General features: G+C 47.7%; 14 protein-coding genes and 1 pseudogene. 6 read left to right on the top strand and 9 right to left on the bottom strand.

The genetic code is table 11. The features are described 5' to 3' along the window. The first annotated feature begins 84 nt into the window (after window positions 1-84). Window positions 85-1,023, top strand: coding sequence for a LysR family transcriptional regulator (locus tag D908_RS12150; RefSeq protein WP_005523853.1), 939 nt, complete (start codon window positions 85-87; stop codon window positions 1,021-1,023). Beyond that, window positions 1,017-1,400, top strand: coding sequence for an SMU1112c/YaeR family gloxylase I-like metalloprotein (gene gloA2, locus D908_RS12145; RefSeq protein ID WP_005523854.1), 384 nt, complete (start codon window positions 1,017-1,019; stop codon window positions 1,398-1,400). Before D908_RS12150 ends, gloA2 begins: the two co-directional genes overlap by 7 nt. 50 nt (window positions 1,401-1,450) lie before the next feature. On the opposite strand, the gene D908_RS12140 is transcribed toward gloA2, so the two are convergent. From D908_RS12140 to D908_RS12115, 6 genes are all read right to left on the bottom strand, one after another. Then, a complete protein-coding gene (locus tag D908_RS12140; RefSeq protein WP_005523855.1) occupies window positions 1,451-2,863 on the bottom strand; it encodes a PepSY-associated TM helix domain-containing protein in 1,413 nt (470 codons plus the stop codon). A 236-nt stretch (window positions 2,864-3,099) separates the two neighbouring features. Continuing rightward, the gene (locus D908_RS12135) at window positions 3,100-3,447 is read right to left on the bottom strand and encodes a hypothetical protein (protein WP_001069518.1); all 348 of its coding nucleotides are present in this window, start codon (window positions 3,445-3,447) and stop codon (window positions 3,100-3,102) included. Between the two features lie 154 nt (window positions 3,448-3,601). Beyond that, on the bottom strand, window positions 3,602-4,546 hold the full coding sequence (locus D908_RS12130) for a GGDEF domain-containing response regulator (RefSeq protein WP_005523856.1): 945 nt from the start codon (window positions 4,544-4,546) through the stop codon (window positions 3,602-3,604). Then, entirely contained in the window at window positions 4,543-9,303 is a 4,761-nt protein-coding gene (locus tag D908_RS12125; RefSeq protein ID WP_005523857.1) for a CHASE domain-containing protein, read from the bottom strand. The genes D908_RS12130 and D908_RS12125 overlap by 4 nt, the downstream gene beginning before the upstream one ends. 457 nt (window positions 9,304-9,760) lie before the next feature. After that, the gene (locus D908_RS12120; protein ID WP_005523858.1) at window positions 9,761-10,144 is read right to left on the bottom strand and encodes a cytochrome b562; all 384 of its coding nucleotides are present in this window, start codon (window positions 10,142-10,144) and stop codon (window positions 9,761-9,763) included. A 190-nt stretch (window positions 10,145-10,334) separates the two neighbouring features. Next, window positions 10,335-11,081, bottom strand: coding sequence for a phosphatase (locus tag D908_RS12115; RefSeq protein WP_005523859.1), 747 nt, complete (start codon window positions 11,079-11,081; stop codon window positions 10,335-10,337). 504 nt (window positions 11,082-11,585) lie between these two features. On the opposite strand from D908_RS12115, the pseudogene zwf reads away from it, so the two are divergent. The 4 genes and pseudogenes from zwf (at window position 11,586) to D908_RS12095 (ending at window position 15,555) form a co-directional block, all read left to right on the top strand. Continuing rightward, window positions 11,586-13,087, top strand: a pseudogene (gene zwf / locus D908_RS12110) (glucose-6-phosphate dehydrogenase). Continuing rightward, window positions 13,084-13,800, top strand: coding sequence for a 6-phosphogluconolactonase (gene pgl, locus D908_RS12105; RefSeq protein ID WP_000607051.1), 717 nt, complete (start codon window positions 13,084-13,086; stop codon window positions 13,798-13,800). Before zwf ends, pgl begins: the two are co-directional and overlap by 4 nt. Before the next feature lie 13 nt (window positions 13,801-13,813). Beyond that, window positions 13,814-15,262 (top strand): decarboxylating NADP(+)-dependent phosphogluconate dehydrogenase, encoded by a 1,449-nt coding sequence (gene gnd / locus D908_RS12100; protein WP_000675468.1) that lies wholly within the window; start codon window positions 13,814-13,816, stop codon window positions 15,260-15,262. Window positions 15,263-15,414: 152 nt separating this feature from the next. After that, window positions 15,415-15,555, top strand: coding sequence for a hypothetical protein (locus D908_RS12095; protein ID WP_000988286.1), 141 nt, complete (start codon window positions 15,415-15,417; stop codon window positions 15,553-15,555). A gap of 82 nt (window positions 15,556-15,637) precedes the next feature. Here the strand turns inward: D908_RS12095 and D908_RS12090 are convergent, their stop codons facing one another. The 3 genes from D908_RS12090 to D908_RS12080 form a co-directional block, all read right to left on the bottom strand. Continuing rightward, the gene (locus D908_RS12090; RefSeq protein WP_000831849.1) at window positions 15,638-16,267 is read right to left on the bottom strand and encodes a hypothetical protein; all 630 of its coding nucleotides are present in this window, start codon (window positions 16,265-16,267) and stop codon (window positions 15,638-15,640) included. 83 nt (window positions 16,268-16,350) lie between these two features. Next, entirely contained in the window at window positions 16,351-17,190 is an 840-nt protein-coding gene (locus D908_RS12085; RefSeq protein WP_005523864.1) for a DUF6279 family lipoprotein, read from the bottom strand. A gap of 135 nt (window positions 17,191-17,325) precedes the next feature. After that, window positions 17,326-18,459: a glycerate kinase gene (locus tag D908_RS12080; protein WP_005523865.1), complete on the bottom strand. Its 1,134-nt coding sequence runs from the start codon at window positions 18,457-18,459 to the stop codon at window positions 17,326-17,328. Window positions 18,460-18,464: the final 5 nt, after the last annotated feature.

The raw sequence follows: 18,464 nt of genomic DNA on the forward strand, positions 1-18,464 counted from the left end.
CCCCTCACTTTAGTTTCACCAAATTGCATTTAGCCGATGATTCTGCGACAGTGACGCCACTTGTTGGCCGACTCATCGACACTTATGTTACTTCCCAAATTGATTGCCCTACTGCCCGACCTCGCCACTTTTATTGTGGTGGTCAATGAAGGCAGTTTTACCGCTGCGGCCAGCAAACTTGGCGTAACACCTTCCGCGCTCAGTAAGCTGATTACTCGCCTTGAACAAGCCTTGTCAGTCAAACTGTTTGAACGCACTACGCGCAAACTCATCATCACCCAAGCGGGGCAAAAGGTGTATGACCAAAGCTTATTGATGGTCAATGCGGCGCAGCAAGCGATCGAAATCTCCAGTTCGGAACATGCCGAACCTGCTGGCGCCCTGACAGTTGCTGCGCCAGAGGCGTTTTTAAATTCCGTATTGCAGCCGTTTGTGGTGCCATTTCTCGCCCAATATCCGCACATTCAGCTCAAGCTTCGCGCCGCCGATGGTGACATTGATCTCTTCAAACACAATATTGATGTCGCCTTTCGTCTGACGGATAAGCCGGATGAAAACCTAGTGCTGCGCGAACTGTGCAAAACCAATTTGGTGCTGTGTGCCAGCCCTGAATATTTGGCGCAACGGGGTACACCGATTCACCCCACCGATTTAGCCGAGCATGATTGCCTCTACCTCGCTGAAACCGATAAAGATCATATCTGGACGTTTGCCAAAGGCCGCGAAACACACACAGTTGCTGTGAGTGGTCGTTACGCCGTGAACCAATCGCAGTTACGTTTAACTGGGGTGAAGAATCATCTCGGTATCGGGATTTTCCATGATTTTGTGGTGCAAGATGCGCTGGCTGCGGGCAAGGTGGTGCAAGTACTGCAAGAGTGGAATATTAAGAGTAATTATCACGGCGCGATTGCCATGCAGTACGCGCAAACCAAATACATGCCAACTCGCCTACGGGTGTTTATTGATTTTGTGCTCGAACATCTCAGTCCTAAGCTCAATGGTAAGGAGTCCACATGCTAAAACACATTCATCATGCTGCGATCATTTGTTCGGATTACCCTCGCTCGAAAGCGTTTTATACAGAAATTCTGGGCTTGCGCGTTGTAGCAGAAAACTACCGCGCCGCGCGAGACTCTTACAAGCTGGATTTAGCCCTGCCTGATGGCTCGCAAATCGAATTGTTCTCTTTTCCCAACGCACCAGAACGGCCAAGTTTTCCTGAAGCACAAGGACTGCGCCATTTGGCGTTTGTGGTGGATGATGTGGCTGAAATAAAAGCTCAGCTAGAGCAAAAAGGCGTGTGTGTGGAGCCGATCCGCATTGATGAATACACAGGCAAAGCCTACACCTTTTTTGCCGATCCGGATGGGTTGCCACTTGAGTTGTATCAAGCCTAAAAAATCAGGCCAATCGAAACTGGCCTGTACATTCTTTACGTACTTATCACTTAACTAAAAGCGACTTTCAGCTTAGTAATGCGGCTCACCAGTAACCAATCAAGCAGCAGAGCAACAACAATCGTTACTCCTGCCAGTGGGAATGCCACACCAATCACCAGTAACGTGGCTAAGCCAGCTTTCCATACTCCATCTTGCTCAAAACGGGGCGGAACACCAAGCCGCGCCTGACCAGTTGGGCGACGCAGCCACCACATCACCACTCCTGAAATTGAGATAAGAATAAAGGCGAGACAAAACAGCACGTTGGCAATTTTGTTCCATACACTCAAATCCCCCTGATGCAGCGAGACACCCGCCGCCATTGCTTTGGCAAAGAGTGAGTAATCTAGCCAAGTAACTTCACTCAACAGTGCCCCTGAATATTGGTCAAAATGCGCAGTGCGATCATCACGCGGATCGACAATATCGCCTGCCATGGTATTGGCAGAAACAGTATAAACACCCGTTTCCCCACGCGGAAAAGCAACGCGGTACTGCGTAAAACCCAGAGCCTTGGCTTGAGCAACCACTTGGTCGATACCGAATTGAGGATTAACCGCAACCATTTCATGCTCACCACCATGATGATGAGATTGCGGCACTGGCGTTTGCTCCAAGTTCCACGGCATCTCTTTTTCCGCACCATGATTCAGTTCTGCGTGAGTGAGCAAAGATTGCGGCTTTTCTCCCCAAGTGTAGTAAGTCGGGAAAGTATTCCATGCCTGTACCAGTTTTCCGCCCCAAATTCCCGCCCAAGAAAGACCGGAAATCAGGAAAAACAGCAGGACCAATGAAAGCATGCCGCCTAAGTTAGCGTGCAGATCACGCCATAAAATTCGCGCGCCACTGCCAACTCGGATTTTGAGAAACCCCGCTTTACGAGCACCATCCAGCGGCAGCCATAAGTAGATACCACTCACGAGCAAAATCATCCCCAAACTCGCCGCGACTTCAATCAAATAGTCGCCCCAATCACCAATCAATAAAGTGCCATGAATGCTGTTCGCCAATTCATACCAGCTTTCACTGCGATCGATGCTACCCAGTACAGTTGCGCTGTAAGGGTTTACGGTAACAAAGCGGGTCGAACCATCACTCAAACGCACTGAGAAACGGTTGGCTAAATCAGGCTGAGGCGCAGGAATAAACTGGGTAACTTGCGCTTCGGGATACGCATTTTGCACTGCCGCAAGTTGCTGAGAAACTGGCATTACCTGCGTTAAAGGTGTCACTTTCAACACATCGGCGTAGCGGGCTTGTTCAATTTCATCATCAAACAACATGACTAAGCCCGTCAGCGCCAACATCAACATGAAAGGCACAACAAACAGACCTGCATAAAAATGCCAACGCCAAGTGAGAAAATAGAGGGTTTTACGACGCGCAGTCAGCGTCGGTTGAGGTGTAGTAACGGTACTCAACGTATTTCTTCCTTTTTTAAACGCAAATTATCCCTTCGATCGAAAGACCAAATGGGATATGTGCGTATGACTTTACTGTACCCAAAATACTTGGAGTTGCAGGTAGGCGGCGAGTGAGTTCATCCCCATGAGCATAGACAAACTATGTGATTGGGGTGAATGAACGTAGCCAACACCGCTGCAGCTTCAAGTAGGAAGGGTAAAAATGGTTTTATTGTTATTAGGTAATAATTCAGTTAAGCCAAAGGCGGGGCACGAGGGACGGGGCTTTCAAAACGGACACTTAGAGCCAAATAAGTGTAGCCGTCTACTTGCGCCGTCGTTTGTCGAATTGGAAGTAGTGTGGTTGGAAGTTCGGTGTGATGAAAATTGGAGAAATGGGCAAACGGACACGGTTTACTGTGCTGAGTTTGCGGTTTGCCATCTTCAATTTTGACTAATTCAAAACCATTGATGGTACAGAGTGTCGCCCATACGCCTACCGCATTGCCGTGTGCGTTTAGCACGGGCATGAGCGAAACCATCAGCCAGCTAAACAGGCTGAGTTTCAGCATCAAACGGTGAAAAGCACGTTGTGGGTTCATAACAACACTCTTTATGGATTGAGCACTACTATAACCATTAGTGATAACCATAACAGTGGGACGTGCCTAAGTTTTTAACAAAAAACCAAGCTTTGTTTACAAACGCGTTAATGGAGAGCAAAGCGATGAGTACGCCTGACTCTCAAATCTTGTCTTATGTCGTGGTGGGAATGGGTTCAAACGTAGCTTGATTGCGGCCATTATGTTTTGAGGTATAAAGCGCATTATCCGCAGTTTGAGCCACATCGACAGCTTTCAGTTGTTCAAAATCCACTTGTTCGGGGTAAAGAACGGTATAGCCCACAGACACCGTAACGCATTGGTTCATCGCCTCTGGTGAATGCGCTATTTCAAGCTGCTCAACCGCATTAATTAACTCATTCACCATGGATTTAGCGCCCTCTTCCTCAGTGCTTGGCAAGATAAGCGCGAACTCTTCACCGCCATAACGCGCGGCTAAATCTGCGGGTCTTTTGGTAATGCTACGTAGGGTATGCGCAATTTTCCGAATGCATTCATCGCCGGCGATATGCCCGAAATGATCGTTAAATTTCTTAAACTCATCGATATCGATCATAACAACGGTAAGAGGCTCACTTTGCCGCCGAGAACGCTTAAATTCGACATTGAGTTGCTCATCAAACTTGAGCCGATTGGCGAGGCTGGAGAGACTATCAGTGTGCGCCATTTTATCCAGCAACCGAATCGCTTTGTGGTAAGCCAGATGAGTTTGGGCACGAGCCGCGACAACACGCGGTTTAAGTGGCTTAACAATGTAATCCGCCGCCCCTGCATCAAACACTTTTTCTTCAAATCCAGTATCCGTTTTGCTGGTAATAAACAGCACTGGGATGTCTTGCGTCGCGGGGTTACTTTTGAGCTTGGCACACACAATTAAGCCGTTCATATCCGGCAGTTCAACATCCAGCAAAATAAGATCGGGCTTTAATGCTTCTATCATTGAGAAAGCCTGAGCGGCATCCGAAGCAAAGCGAATGCGCCCTATTTTGCATAGTACTTTGTGCAATGACATCACGACTGTGCTGTCATCATCAATGATGAGGATGTCAGGTAATGTCGTATCGCCCACTTCATTCATGCTGATACCCCCATGTGTTGAGTGAGTGATTCAAGTAGGCTTTTCGCTTGTTTAAAGTTCAACCGTTCCAATGAATCTGACAGTTGTTGGAAGGCTTCACCGCCCATTGCCGAATGCAGAGCAGCACGATGCTGTTCAACCAGATCTAATACTTCCAGATCTTGGTCAGCCAACAGCTGCAGCAAGAGTTTGAGCGTTTCAGGTGAAATCGTATCCACCGCATCCCTCTCTGCCAGAGACAGTTCAAGCTGAGAGGCTTTTTTCCAAACTGCAATCGCGTCTTTGCTCACTTGAATCAAGGTGAGCAACTCAGAGGAAAGCTCCTCCATAATGGCATTGGCTGGCACACCTTGCTGGCGCAGTATCACCTCTGCTTCCGAAGCCATTTGCTGCATTTTTTCAGCACCTATCATTCCAGAAGTGCTGCGCAATTTATGAACTTGTTCAGCGGTAGCCAGACGTAACGGCTTAGCGTCTAGGCCATCAAAATCCTGCTCACCTTCGGTGAGATTCGTATTGTCTTCTATCAGATGACTCAAGGCGGTAAAAAAGAGCTGTTGATTACCCATGAAAAACTCTTGTGCCTGCTCATGATTAAGCCCTTCAATTTGCGGCCAATCATTAACGCTAAGCGGTTGTGAACTGATATTTTCAGACAAGTAATCCTCTCCTCGATACTTTGCAACTTGGGTACGCAACACACTAATCAAACGTGATGGGCTGATCGGCTTGGTCAAAAAGTCATTCATCCCAGACGCAAAGGCACGTTTACGTTCCTCAACTAACGCGCCCGCGGTTAAAGCAATAATAGGCAATGAGTGTAGTTTTAATGTATTGCGTATATAGCGCGTTGTTTCCAGCCCATCCATTCCCGGCATCTGAACATCCATTAACACTGCGTCATACTCGTTTTTCTGCTTTAGCTTGTTAATCGCATCTTCACCACTGGCGACCACATTTGTGGTCGCTCCCGCTTGGGTCAGTACATAGTCTGCAACTTCAAGGTTAGTGGCACTGTCATCCACCACCAGCACTCGAAAACCAAGCAGCCATTTCGCCTTGATCGCTTCAGTACGTGTCGATTGTAAAACCCGGTTGGCATTTCCAGAATGTTGGCTTACAGCGCTATTCACTGCATTAAACACAGCAGAAGCATTAATGGGTTTATCTAATAGGCTGTTGATCCCAAGTTCGTCTTCTTCAATTTTGTGTTGTTCTAAGCTGCCATCGGAATTGATCAATACGACAGGCGGCCTCTTCGCTCCGAATATTTCGGCGAGGTGATGTACTGCAGTTAACCCATCCATTGCAGGCATTTGGTTGTCCACAATAAGCACATCCGGAAGACGCAATTTTTGTGTTTTTCTCACCTTCACGGCATCCACCAAAGCGGCACCATCATGCACAATTTCCGAACGCCAACCGAGGGAATGCGCGACAGATTGAAGATGTTTCGCTTCTTTAGGATTATCTTCCGCGATCAGCACGAACAGAGTCTGCGCCTGCTGTTCTTGTAGGATAATGTCTTCATCCGACAGAGTTTGTAACGGCATTTCTGTCCAGAATGTACTTCCTTGCCCTTCACTGCTCTCTACGCCAATTCTCCCCTCCATCAATCCCAACAGTTTGTGAACAATAGAAAGCCCTAAACCTGTGCCTCCAAATCGGCGGCTTGTGCTCGCGTCAGCTTGCGAAAATGGTTTGAATAAACGTTTCTGCGCTTCTTCTGATATTCCTATCCCAGTATCCGTGATAGAGAAACGGACAATGTTTTTTTCTGCACCCTTCCAGCTAAATTTGTCGATAACTTCTGCACGCAATGCAATATGTCCCACACTGGTGAATTTCAGCGCATTACTCAGCAAGTTCGTTAATATCTGCCGCAGGCGCATACTGTCGGCGATGACCCAATGCGGCAAATCCACACCCATTTCAAGCTTGAAATTGAGATTCTTAGCTTCGGCTTGAGTGGAGAAAACACTGGCCACTTCTTCGAGAAACTCTCTGAGATCGAGCGGTAACGCTTCAAGTATCATCTCATTGGCTTCAATTTTCGATAAATCAAGAACATCGTTGACGATCCCCAATAACGATTTTCCTGAAATGCCAATTTTATCCACCAAACGATGCTGAGATTCGGTTAACGATTCATCCGACAGTAAATAGGTTAAGCCAAGAATGGCGTTCAGCGGTGTACGGATTTCATGGCTGGTGTTGGCAAGGAACACGCTTTTTGCCTGAGTGGCTTGCTCAGCATCGTGCAATGCTTTTTTGAGTGTCTGCTCAAACGCCAACCTGTCTGTAATGTTACGAATGGAGACGGAAATTAATAGCCCGTCATCCATCTGAACGGAGCTGGAACTAATTTCAACGGGGAATTCCGTTTCATCAGACCTCACAGCGATCTCTATTCTTTGATTACCCGGCCGTAACTCGTACCATTGCGCATGTTTCGCTCGCGCTGATTCGAGATCATAAGGAAACAGGCGATGCATGGGATACCCTTCTAATTCATCTCGCCCATACCCAAACACTTTTTCCGCTTCTTCATTGACCATTTTAATGATGCCATTGGCATCCACAATCAGCGTCGCCTCAGGAGAAGATTCCAATAAAGCTTTAAACCGAAGCACTTCTTTTTCTTTTTGGTTCTGCAATTGAAGGTTCCACTCTTCCCTTTGCTTCACCATAGAAGTTAGCCACAACCAGTACTGAATACTGACGCTCATCAATACAAAAACCATCATGATGGCGATCACTATCAATATTTGTGTCGCAATACGCATGAGTACAGGTAGCTGCGGTTGCGCGGTATGAATGGTAATAAAACGTTGATCCGAGCCGGCATCAAGCAACAATTTCGCTTGTTTTTCCCAGAAATTTCCCCGCCAACCTTTAATGCTCAGAACCCCCGCCACATCTAAACTGAGAAAGTCAGCCTCTTTAAACGCATCTTGCCAACGAAAAGAGTGCCCATGCTCAAACGCAAAGGTGCTTTCCGGATCAGGATGATAGATAAATTCGCCTTCTGTATTAGTGACATAGATAATCACATCATGGCGATCATTTCCGGCAATCTCACTCAAAACGGGTTTCACACTGATATTAATGATGACAATCCCAAACGGTGTCCCATCATCGGCAAAAATGGGGGTGGAAAAGCGCCAAATTGGGCGTTCAGGGTGCACAATTACCCCAAACTCCCGATGCAGACTGATATCGGACATGTAGACTTTATCCGCACCCATTTTCAGGGTTTCCCGAATGTAGAGCTCTCCGCTTTTATTTTGCAGAGCATCATCCTTGAACGTTTCGAACAACTTTTCGCTTTGCTGAATTTTCACCTGCTCACGCCAACCAGATTGAGCGGTGAGCAAGCGAATTTGGTAAATTTCCGGGGTCGCCAACATGTAAGCCTTAAACACATCGGCAAGCCGCGCTTTCCATTGTTCCACAGCTTCGTTATTACCTTGATTTTCTATCAATGCATGCAACGGTGGCGTTTTGGCCAGAGAAACCGTATCTCGGCTATATTGCTTTGCTGCATCTTCTAATCGAGCCAAAGAAGTGCCTGTCGCATTGGTTAGATTTGCTTTCACATCGTTGAGTTCACGCTCAACAATCAGCCATGCAATGGTGAGGAAGATAAGTAGCAAAGCGGCTATAGCAGGCGGCCAAGTGCGTCTTCTTACTGAGCTATTCCAGAATAAGGACACGCCTTTTAGCCCTTTGGGCATGACATCTTCCGCGACCGTTTCTCCGCCAGCGCTTGTCCGCAATACATTCAGCGCTAATACACTTAAAAACGTCACCCCAAGACCAAGCACAATAACCCAGCGGATATCCCACCGGACATGCTGGAAAGCCAGATCATTGGGCACAAGTTCAAGCACCCACTCTTGCCCAAGCACTGAAATCGTTCGGGTAATACTTTCTTCTGGGTAGTACTTATTGTTGGAAACTTGAGAGCGAAAGAAGGGTTCATTCTCGGTGGTATTGCTGAGTTGAATCATGGCATGGGCCATGACCGAACTTAAATCGGATAACACATCGTCCACAACTAAGGGGGCGTATGCCCATCCTAAAAAGTATTTCTCTCTTTCAGCTGGGGTTTTGAGTTCCATTCGGCTTGGGTAGACCGGCAACAGAATGAGTACGCCACGACGCGGCTTACTATCCGCCTGAACTAAGGTAATTGGCGCGGTGAGATAGGGTTGCTGCTCTCGAACTGAAGCCAGCGCCGCTTTTCGACGGTTGGTTTCGGAACCGATATCTAGCCCAATCGCCTGAAGATTGGGTTTCTCAGGATAGATGTATTGGATAATGAAGCGGTCGCCATCATGAGGGGTGAGTGTGCGAATGGTAAAGTTGGGAAAATCATCTCGGCGCGCGGTAGCAATAAAATCCGCTTCCTTATCCACGGGAACTCGCCGAATAAACCCAAACCCTAGAGCGCCCGGAAACTCTCGTTCTATATCGCGGCTATTGATGTAGTCCTCAAATTGCTTACGAGTAAGCTTATCAACCCCTGCGGCAAGCACTGCCCCCCTCGCCCCACGTAAGCCATATTCGAAACGGCTGAACCTTTCCTTAATCAGTGATTCCGCTTGGTTAGCAAGCTCATGAATGTGCTCTCGGGCTTCAATTTGATTCTGGTAATGCAACACTCCAGCGGCAGAAAAAGTGAGTAAAAACCCTACCAACAGAGGAATCCATCTGGTGATCACATCAAACTTGCCTAAGTTTTCTTTGCTCATCTATAGCAATCACTCTTAGTGTTTAACCGTATCTATAAGGCAGAGGCATAACGCTGGGCCTCCATTGAATTTCCTGAAGTATCAACACCATGAAATAAAACTCATAACCCACACTACCTTTTAGTGTAGAAGGGAAAGAACAACATTCCTCTGAAAGTTGATTATTTTTGAACCTCGTCTATAGGACAACTCTCTGTTTTTACTCAAAGTCATCACCTGACCGTAAATGCACTACGTCTGTTGTCCTATGAGAGATAAGTAAGATACGTGGAACAATAAGCTGGTATTGGCGCAGGATTCACAAGTACAACGTTAGCAATGACTTAGGCAACTTTGAGATGACGAGATAGGAATCAAGAAGATTTGTTATGGGAAGAGCTGTAATAAAAAGACGACTGCTGCCCTTTGTGCAAGCGCAGCAGTTGGACTGGTTAGGTGATCCGACTAACCCATTCGATTAGCCAAACAGACGTTTCCAGAAGCTTGGATTACGTTTGTCATGGTATTCAATACGCAGGTCGTCCACGGTTTTTAAGCTGGCTTTGGCCGCTTCAAGCTCACCAGCTTGCAGATGGGCTTCTACCTTCTCCAGTGTCACATCGAGCTTGTTGAAACCTTCTTGGTAAATGGCTTCTTTTTCAACAGGGTATTGACCACGCTTGGCTTGCTCAACCAAAGTTTCGAGAGTGGTCACCGGAGTTTGCATTGCTTCGATCGTCGTCGCTTCAGCAGCCTGTTTAAAAGCCAGTTTCATGTCCTGCATGATCGATTTAAGATCTTGCCCAGCGGCAAAAACCGGAGTGGCGAGCAATACCGCCGTTAGAATCAGTGTTCTTTTCATTTTTCTACTCACTTTTGAAGGGAGCCGAATTGTACGTCATTCTCACGGCGACAGTGAGTTGAGTTTTGTTGCAAAATGCAGCCGGAAAGAGGAGTTCCAGACTGCATTAAGACCAAACGATTAGGTGCGTTGTCATCGAATTAGGAAGAAAGTCAACGTGAACCGAAGTGGGTGCGGACCAAAGTTGACGCTAAAATAAACCCACAAATTCTTCAATCGGCTGACGACCACGTAACTCAAGAAAATCGAGGAACTGACGCGCGGTATGAGTGATAACGCGTTGCGGATTAATGCCAACTTCATCAATCAATTGACTTGCCAGAGACAATCCGCCGATGTCCAAGCAAAAGTGCGCATCACTGCCAGTGGTGATGTAAACATCAAGCGATTTCGCAACTCGAGCAATCTCGTAGCAACGATCAATGCTGCCCACACGGCTATGCCCTTTTAGTGTGCTGTTATTGATTTCAATCGCCACATTATGGGCTTCCGCACAGGCAATCACTTGCTCAAAATCGAAATCAAAATGCGGATTACCCAGATGCCCTAATGCATCGACTCGGCCACCTTCAATCGCTTTAATCAACGCTTGGGTATGCTCCTCTTTTGAAGAGGGATGAAACACCGGCTCGTGGAAACTGCCAATGACCCAATCCAAGTTGTGATCCACACTGGGGTGCAAATCGATTTCACCTTGAGTATTGAGGATGTTGGCCTCCACACCGCGAATCACGCCAACGCCTTCAAGAAAACGGGGCAGGATTCGCTGGTTGGAGAAAAACCAGTAATGCGGTGCACCGGGCATAGATTCGGCATGGTCAGTGGTACAAAACAGCGTTAAGCCATTCTGTTTCGCCGCACGCGCATTTTCAATCAGCGTGCTATAAGCATGGCCACTGGCGTAAGTATGAGTGTGAGTATCTACGGCTAAATTCATTTCAACAGTCCTTCCAAACGCATTGTCGGCCAGTGTAGCAGTCTCCACTTTGGCTTGCTATGTACAATACTTCGCTCTGCCAACTGAAATCGTTTGTCCCTGCTTTGAAATGGGATATGCAACCTTTGTAGGTCACTCTGCGTGGTGTCGATTCTTTCTAAATAGGTTAAATGAAGGCATAAACTTACTTTTCATATTTTTCCTTTAAAAACTGGTAGTTAACTTTTTCGTTATTCACAATTCAATCGATTGCGTTATCAATAGTTGATGTATGTCAAAGAGTCGTAGACAATACGCCCCCGAGCCGGGGATGAGTTTCGCTAGCACGTAGTTCTCCCCGTTGATTGATTTTTCCTATTGGACCTATAGGCAAGATCGGTTTTTGATTTGTGTATTGCGCTGCTAGGGTTGGCGCATGCTAACAATACCCAAAGATTTTCCTGTGAAGATGGACAAATATTCACCGAAAAATCAAGGGAGTACCTCGTTTCTAAAGGAAAGATGATGGTAATACCTGAAAACAGCAGCATCGTAATTTTCGGTGCTTCGGGAGATTTGACGTACCGTAAGCTTATTCCTGCGTTGTATCACCTCTATGCCAGTCAGCAACTGCCAAAATCGTTTGCGATTTTGGGTGTTAGCCGTACCGAATACAGTGACGAAACTTACCGCGAAAAGTTGAAACGTTCGCTGCAAGAGCTGGAAAAAACTGAACCAGCCATTTTGGACGAGTTCATGCAACACGTTCATTACCAAGCACTGAATACCTCCGAAGTGAGTGATTACCAACACTTGGCGACCCGACTCGATACGCTAGCCAGCGACTATCAGTTTGAACAGCGTAATACTTTGTTCTATCTCGCGACGCCACCAAGCCTGTATGGCGTGATCCCAGCTTGCCTTGCGGCACATGGCCTCAACGATGAGAGCCAAGGCTGGAAGCGTCTGATCATCGAAAAACCTTTTGGTTACGATCTGCAATCTGCACAAGATCTGGATGTGGAAATCCACCACCACTTCAAAGAGCATCAGATCTACCGTATCGACCACTACCTTGGTAAAGAAACCGTGCAAAACCTGCTGGTATTCCGCTTTGCCAACGGCATGTTTGAGCCACTGTGGAACCGTAACTTTATTGATTACGTGGAGATCACAGGCGCAGAATTCCTAGGTGTAGAAGAGCGTGGCGGTTATTACGATGGTTCTGGTGCGGTACGCGATATGTTCCAAAACCACCTGCTGCAAGTGCTGGCTATGGTCGGTATGGAGCCGCCTGCGGCGATCAACGCCGATTCCATTCGTAATGAAGTGAACAAGGTACTGCAAAGCCTACAACCGCTTTCTGAATCTGATCTGCGCAATAATCTGGTGCTCGGTCAATACACCGAATCGGAAGTGCGTGGGCAGTTTTTACCAAGCTACCGTAATGAGCCGGGCGTGGCCGCTGATTCACGCACCGAAACTTACGTTGCGCTGAAAATGTTCATCAATAACTGGCGTTGGAATGGTGTGCCATTCTATGTGCGCAGCGGTAAACGTTTACCAACGCGTGTAACCGAAGTGGTCATTCACTTCAAACGTACACCGCATCCTGTTTTTGGGCAAAATGCGCCAGAGAACAAGCTGATCATCCGTATTCAGCCTGATGAAGGCATTCTGATGAGCTTCGGTTTGAAGGAACCGGGCGCAGGTTTCAAAGCCAAAGAAGTGTCGATGAATTTCCACTACGCCTCACTTGAGCAAATCAAAATGCTGACCGCTTATGAGCGTCTGCTGTTGGATGCACTCAATGGTGACGCGACACTGTTTGCTCGTACTGATGCGGTAGAAGCCTGTTGGAAGTTTGTGCAGCCGATCCTCGATTTCAAACAAGATCCGCAATCGCTGTATGCTACGCCTGTGGTACTTGGGGCCCTAAAGAGTCGGATGACTTGCTACGCCGTGACGGCCGTGAGTGGCGCTTCCCTTGTAAAAACCTCACTAACACGGATTACTGCGAATTATGATCAACCATAAAATTTTCCCAACTGCGGATGCCGTGGTGAAAAGTCTTGCTGACGATATGTTGGCGTACAGCCAGCAAGGTCAGCCAGTACACATTTCCCTGTCTGGCGGCAGCACACCAAAAATGCTGTTTAAGCTGCTGGCAAGCCAGCCTTACGCGAACGACATTCAGTGGCAAAACCTGCATTTCTGGTGGGGTGATGAACGCTGTGTGGCACCGGATGATGCAGAAAGCAATTACGGTGAAGCCAATGCGCTGCTGTTTAGCAAAATCAACATGCCTGCGCAGAACATTCACCGCATTCTGGGTGAAAACGAGCCACAAGCTGAAGCGGAACGTTTTGCACAAGCGATGGCGCATGTGATCCCCAATGAAAACGGCACGCCAGTGTTTGATTGGATCCTACTGGGTGTGGGTGCGGATGGTCATACCGCATCCCTGTTTCCAGGGCAAACTGACTATGCAGACGCGAATCTTTCGGTGGTGGCAAGTCATCCAGAATCCGGACAGCTACGCGTTTCAAAAACCGCGAAAGTGCTGCAAGCCGCAAAACGCATCAGCTATCTCGTTCTTGGCGCAGGTAAAGCCGAGATCGTAGAACAAATTCACACCACTCCAGCCGAGCAACTGCCTTATCCGGCAGCAAAAATTCACTCCACTTCAGGAGTGACCGAGTGGTACTTAGATTCAGACGCCGCAGCAAAGATTGCGTGAAGGAGAGCAATAAATGAAAGGTGATATCGGTGTAATCGGCCTTGCAGTAATGGGCCAGAACCTGATCCTCAACATGAACGACCACGGCTTCAAAGTGGTGGCACACAACCGTACCGCGGCTAAAGTGGACGAGTTCCTAGAAGGCCCAGCAAAAGGTACTAACATTGTTGGCGCTTATACGCTGCAAGAGCTGGTCGATAAACTGGCGACACCACGTAAAGTGATGCTGATGGTTCGTGCAGGTCAAGTGGTTGATGACTTCATCGAGCAACTGGTTCCACTGCTCGACAAAGGCGACATCATCATTGATGGTGGTAACACCAACTTCCCAGATACTAACCGCCGTGTAAAAGCACTGCGTGAAAAAGGCATTCACTTCATCGGTACGGGTGTTTCTGGTGGTGAAGAAGGCGCACGTTTCGGACCTTCCATCATGCCAGGTGGCGCACCTGAAGCATGGGAAGCGGTAAAACCGATTTTCCAAGGCATTTCGGCAAAAACTGACGCTGGTGAGCCTTGCTGTGACTGGGTTGGTAACGATGGTGCAGGTCACTTCGTGAAAATGGTTCACAACGGTATCGAATACGGCGACATGCAGCTGATCACTGAAGCTTACCAGTTCATGAAAGATGGTCTGGGAATGTCGGCAGATGAAATGCAAGCCGTGTTTGCTGACTGGAACAAAACTGAACTAGACAGCTACTTGGTTGAGATCACCGCTGACATCCTTGGCTACAAAGATGAAGATGGTGAAGCACTGGTTGAGAAGATCCTCGATACTGCTGGCCAAAAAGGCACAGGTAAATGGACGGGCATCAACGCGCTGGACATGGGTATTCCACTGACTCTGATCACGGAATCTGTGTTCTCTCGCTGCCTGTCTGCGCTGAAGGATCAACGTGTTGAAGCAGAAAAACTGTTTGGCAAAACTGAAACGCAAGTGGAAGGTGACAAACAAGTTTGGGTTGATGCACTGCGTCAAGCTCTGCTAGCTTCAAAAATCATCTCTTACGCACAAGGCTTTATGCTGATGCGTGAAGCATCAAACGAGAATGGTTGGAACCTGAACTACGGTAACGTGGCTCTGATGTGGCGCGGTGGCTGTATCATCCGTTCTGCGTTCCTAGGCAACATCCGTGATGCGTTTGAAAAGAACCCAGAACTGGCGTTCTTAGGTTCTGATGCGTACTTCAAAGGTATTCTGGACAACTGTCTGGCTGCATGGCGTAAAGTGGCAGCGAAGTCGCTGGAAGTCGGCATTCCAATGCCATGTACGACTTCAGCACTGACCTTCCTTGATGGTTACACCACTGCTCGTCTGCCAGCGAACCTGCTGCAAGCACAGCGTGATTACTTTGGTGCGCACACTTATGAGCGTATTGACCGTCCGCGTGGTGAGTTCTTCCACACCAATTGGACAGGTACAGGCGGTAATACTGCGTCTACCACTTACGACGTGTAATCGCACCTAGTAGGAAAGCGTCATACTGATAAGGATGAAATTAGAGCTAGCTACTTCTTTCGTATCAGCCTATAATTTCGCCGTTCAGGGAGGATGTCGGTTTTACCGGCATCCTCTATTTTTTTCTGCACATTTCGCTTTTAAGAGAATCGATGATGACAATCAACAAGTACTATGTTTTGGTTCCACAGGCTTTGGAACAGTCAACACATAAGGACAGTGACGTTGCATCTGACATGGAAGCTCAGCGCCAACAAATGGTGAAAGAAGCACAGCAACAAGGCGGTTTGTAATTCAAACCTGCTTGCACTGATAACGAGAAAAGCACCCTTGGGTGCTTTTCTTATTTAACCAATCGATACGGTTATGCTCGTTCTAGAACGAGAAACGGATCCCCGCTTGGTAACTGGTTTGCGAAGTATCTTGAAACTTGTTGTGCCCGATGTTCAGCTCAACCGCCAAGACTGGGCCAAACATAATCTGGTTACTCAGTTGGTAGTCATCCATAATTTCACCCGCTAAACGAGTGAAACGCGCTCTAGGCACCAACTTGTAGAAAGGCAATACCTGCAAGTTCACACCAACTTCACCACTCGCACCGCCCTCATTGAATTCACGGACGAATTGATCTGTCTCGCGTGAAACTTCAACTTTGTTATAACCTACAGCGCCATACACCGAGTGATTACCGAAATACTGATAAAGCCCGATGCCACCGAAGGTGTTTTCAATTTCTAGTTCGCTGGAATACATACCGCTGAGCTCTGCTTTGAAAAAAACAGGAATGCGGGCCGTAGAGAAACTGGCGTTAAAATAAACCCCATACAGTTGCTCAGTATCCATATTGGAATAAGGTGCACCGATGTACTGGGTTAAATCATCACTATCAATATCCGCAAACTGCATTCCACCCGCTACGTAGGTGTAATGACTGTATGAAGGTGCAGCATTCGCAGCCAAAGGCAAAACTAAAGCCAGAGCAGCCAACAACGACGTCCTTTTCATTTTATTATCCTATGGTTTTGTTTTATGACTCAAAATCTAACCGCTTGAATCGCGTATTTCAACAGGGGGAGTCACACCTTTGTTTAATTTGTAGCGAGCAGATCCGAGCCTATTTCTTTCCAATCTTGTAACTCTTGTCGGAAATGCTGTTGTTGTTTGGGCAAGCTGATGCGCAGGATCTCAACCACGTATCGTTGCGCTAACTCGCGGTTATACGCCAGTTTGGCCTTCAATATCGGGCTATAGTAATGTTCTGCATTCAGCAGTAATTGTTCAAGATGAGCTTGGAATTGCTCGGGCTGGTGGCGCTTATCAAACAACGACTGAATCTGCTCACGAAAGATGACTTGAACCACCATCCAGTCACTGATGGTAGATTGAATATTGAGGCTCCACTCTTTAACTAACGTTTTCTGTTCTGGCGTGAGTGCTCCCAACCACTCTTCTAAATCTTCCTCCACCCGCTCTTGATAAAACTGGCGAAGCTCGGGTTCATCCATCGCGCGGTACTTCTTCGCAAATTTCTCATGGCGTTTGAGAACCGCTTCCATGAATTGTTCGGTTTGGTCGGCGTTTAATGTCCCGGCTATCACGGTGACATCAGGCAGGACACGACGAATCAAGCGTTCATAGTGTGTTCGCGCGCGATCCCGATACAAGGCGATCTGTTCTACGGTCACGTCACGAAGTGGTAACACCAACAATTCATCGATTTGCTCAACATACAGCGGCAGTTCTTCAGTGCGATGCCATTGTAAAAGGTTGGGCATAGCTTGTTCGATCAATGCGGTTTGCTGATCGTTGAGATCGATATAGTCTTCCGCGAACTCAATCACAAACCAATCCAGATTGTGGTAGACGAATTTAGTACCACACCCAACCAACACGCTACAAAGTAAGAGCAAGCGAAGCCATTTCGACATAGGAAGTCCTTTCCAAATTACTCTTTAGGTTCTACGCAATAACCGCGGCTATCGTTCAAAACGGAATCAAGAGATTGAAAAAAGAATGGCTTAAGCCTGAAAAGAAAGAAAGCTGACTTTCGTCAGCTTTCGGGTTTATTTTGAGAGAACCCACAATCTGGCGACATTTTCCGCCAAATCGGCAAGGTTAAAATCGGACTCTTTCAATGCGTCTTCTAATGTCATTGCCCGCGGAACCGCCGCAAATACGGCATCGATTCCACACTGATAAACGGCTTGGTAGTCTTCACCCGTACAACCAGAAAGAGCAATCACCGGCACATCAAACCGTTTCGCCACTTTCGCCACGCCCATTGGCGTTTTGCCATGTACGGTTTGGCTATCAATCCGCCCTTCACCAGTAATCACCAAATCGGCATCACTCACTTGATGAGCCAGTTGTACCGTATCCAGCACAATCTCAATGCCGGGGCGCAATGTGGCGTGGGTATAAGCCAGCAAAGCAGCGCCCATGCCGCCTGCAGCACCCGCACCTGCACTTTGTAACACGGCTTTACCTGTGACTTTCTCCGTGAGTAAACCAAACTGTTGTAAGGCACCGTCCAGCAATCGAACATCATCCGGTGTTGCGCCTTTTTGTGGACCGAACACGGCAGAAGCGCCTTTGTCACCACACAACGGGTTATTCACATCACACGCCACCAGCAAATCGCAATGCTGAAGGCGAGGATCGAAATCGCTCAGGTCAATATTTGCCAGTTCACGTAAACCACCACCAGTGAGCTGGATCGGCTCACCGTCTGCGTTAGTAAAACGTGCGCCGAGTGCGGCCAACATACCCACACCACCATCATTGGTTGCGCTGCCACCTAAACCAATGATGAGCTTAGTGACCCCTTGGTCCAATGCGTGACGAATTAACTCACCTGTTCCAAAACTGGTAGTGAGTTTGGGATCACGCTGGGCGGGGGGAACATGGTGTAAACCGCTGGCAGCAGCCATTTCGATTACCGCGGTTTGATTATCACCTAACATTCCATAGAAGGCTTCCACTCGCTTACCTTGTGGCCCCATGACTTTGACTTCAACAATGCGTCCCTGTGTTGCATCCACCAGTGATTGCACTGTCCCTTCACCGCCATCGGCTACGGGAATGGCGACAAATTTTGCATCATTCCATACCCGTGCAAGCCCGGCCTGAATAGCATCACACACCTGCTTAGCCGTCAGGCTCTCTTTAAAGGAATCTGGGGCGATAACCACTTTCATATCAC

It is taken from the genome of Vibrio mimicus CAIM 602, assembly GCF_000338875.1.
GTDB lineage: Bacteria > Pseudomonadota > Gammaproteobacteria > Enterobacterales > Vibrionaceae > Vibrio > Vibrio mimicus.

Excerpts from the sequence above, each read along its gene's own strand:
- pgl (WP_000607051.1), top strand. The coding sequence starts at position 13,084 with ATGATCAACCATAAAATTTTCCCAACTGCGGATGCCGTGGTGAAAAGT.
- gnd (WP_000675468.1), top strand. The coding sequence starts at position 13,814 with ATGAAAGGTGATATCGGTGTAATCGGCCTTGCAGTAATGGGCCAGAAC.
- D908_RS12095 (WP_000988286.1), top strand. The coding sequence starts at position 15,415 with ATGATGACAATCAACAAGTACTATGTTTTGGTTCCACAGGCTTTGGAA.
- D908_RS12150 (WP_005523853.1), top strand. The coding sequence starts at position 85 with ATGTTACTTCCCAAATTGATTGCCCTACTGCCCGACCTCGCCACTTTT.
- D908_RS12090 (WP_000831849.1), bottom strand. The coding sequence starts at position 16,267 with ATGAAAAGGACGTCGTTGTTGGCTGCTCTGGCTTTAGTTTTGCCTTTG.
- D908_RS12135 (WP_001069518.1), bottom strand. The coding sequence starts at position 3,447 with ATGAACCCACAACGTGCTTTTCACCGTTTGATGCTGAAACTCAGCCTG.
- D908_RS12125 (WP_005523857.1), bottom strand. The coding sequence starts at position 9,303 with ATGAGCAAAGAAAACTTAGGCAAGTTTGATGTGATCACCAGATGGATT.
- D908_RS12120 (WP_005523858.1), bottom strand. The coding sequence starts at position 10,144 with ATGAAAAGAACACTGATTCTAACGGCGGTATTGCTCGCCACTCCGGTT.
- D908_RS12115 (WP_005523859.1), bottom strand. The coding sequence starts at position 11,081 with ATGAATTTAGCCGTAGATACTCACACTCATACTTACGCCAGTGGCCAT.
- D908_RS12080 (WP_005523865.1), bottom strand. The coding sequence starts at position 18,459 with ATGAAAGTGGTTATCGCCCCAGATTCCTTTAAAGAGAGCCTGACGGCT.
- D908_RS12085 (WP_005523864.1), bottom strand. The coding sequence starts at position 17,190 with ATGTCGAAATGGCTTCGCTTGCTCTTACTTTGTAGCGTGTTGGTTGGG.
- gloA2 (WP_005523854.1), top strand. The coding sequence starts at position 1,017 with ATGCTAAAACACATTCATCATGCTGCGATCATTTGTTCGGATTACCCT.
- D908_RS12130 (WP_005523856.1), bottom strand. The coding sequence starts at position 4,546 with ATGAATGAAGTGGGCGATACGACATTACCTGACATCCTCATCATTGAT.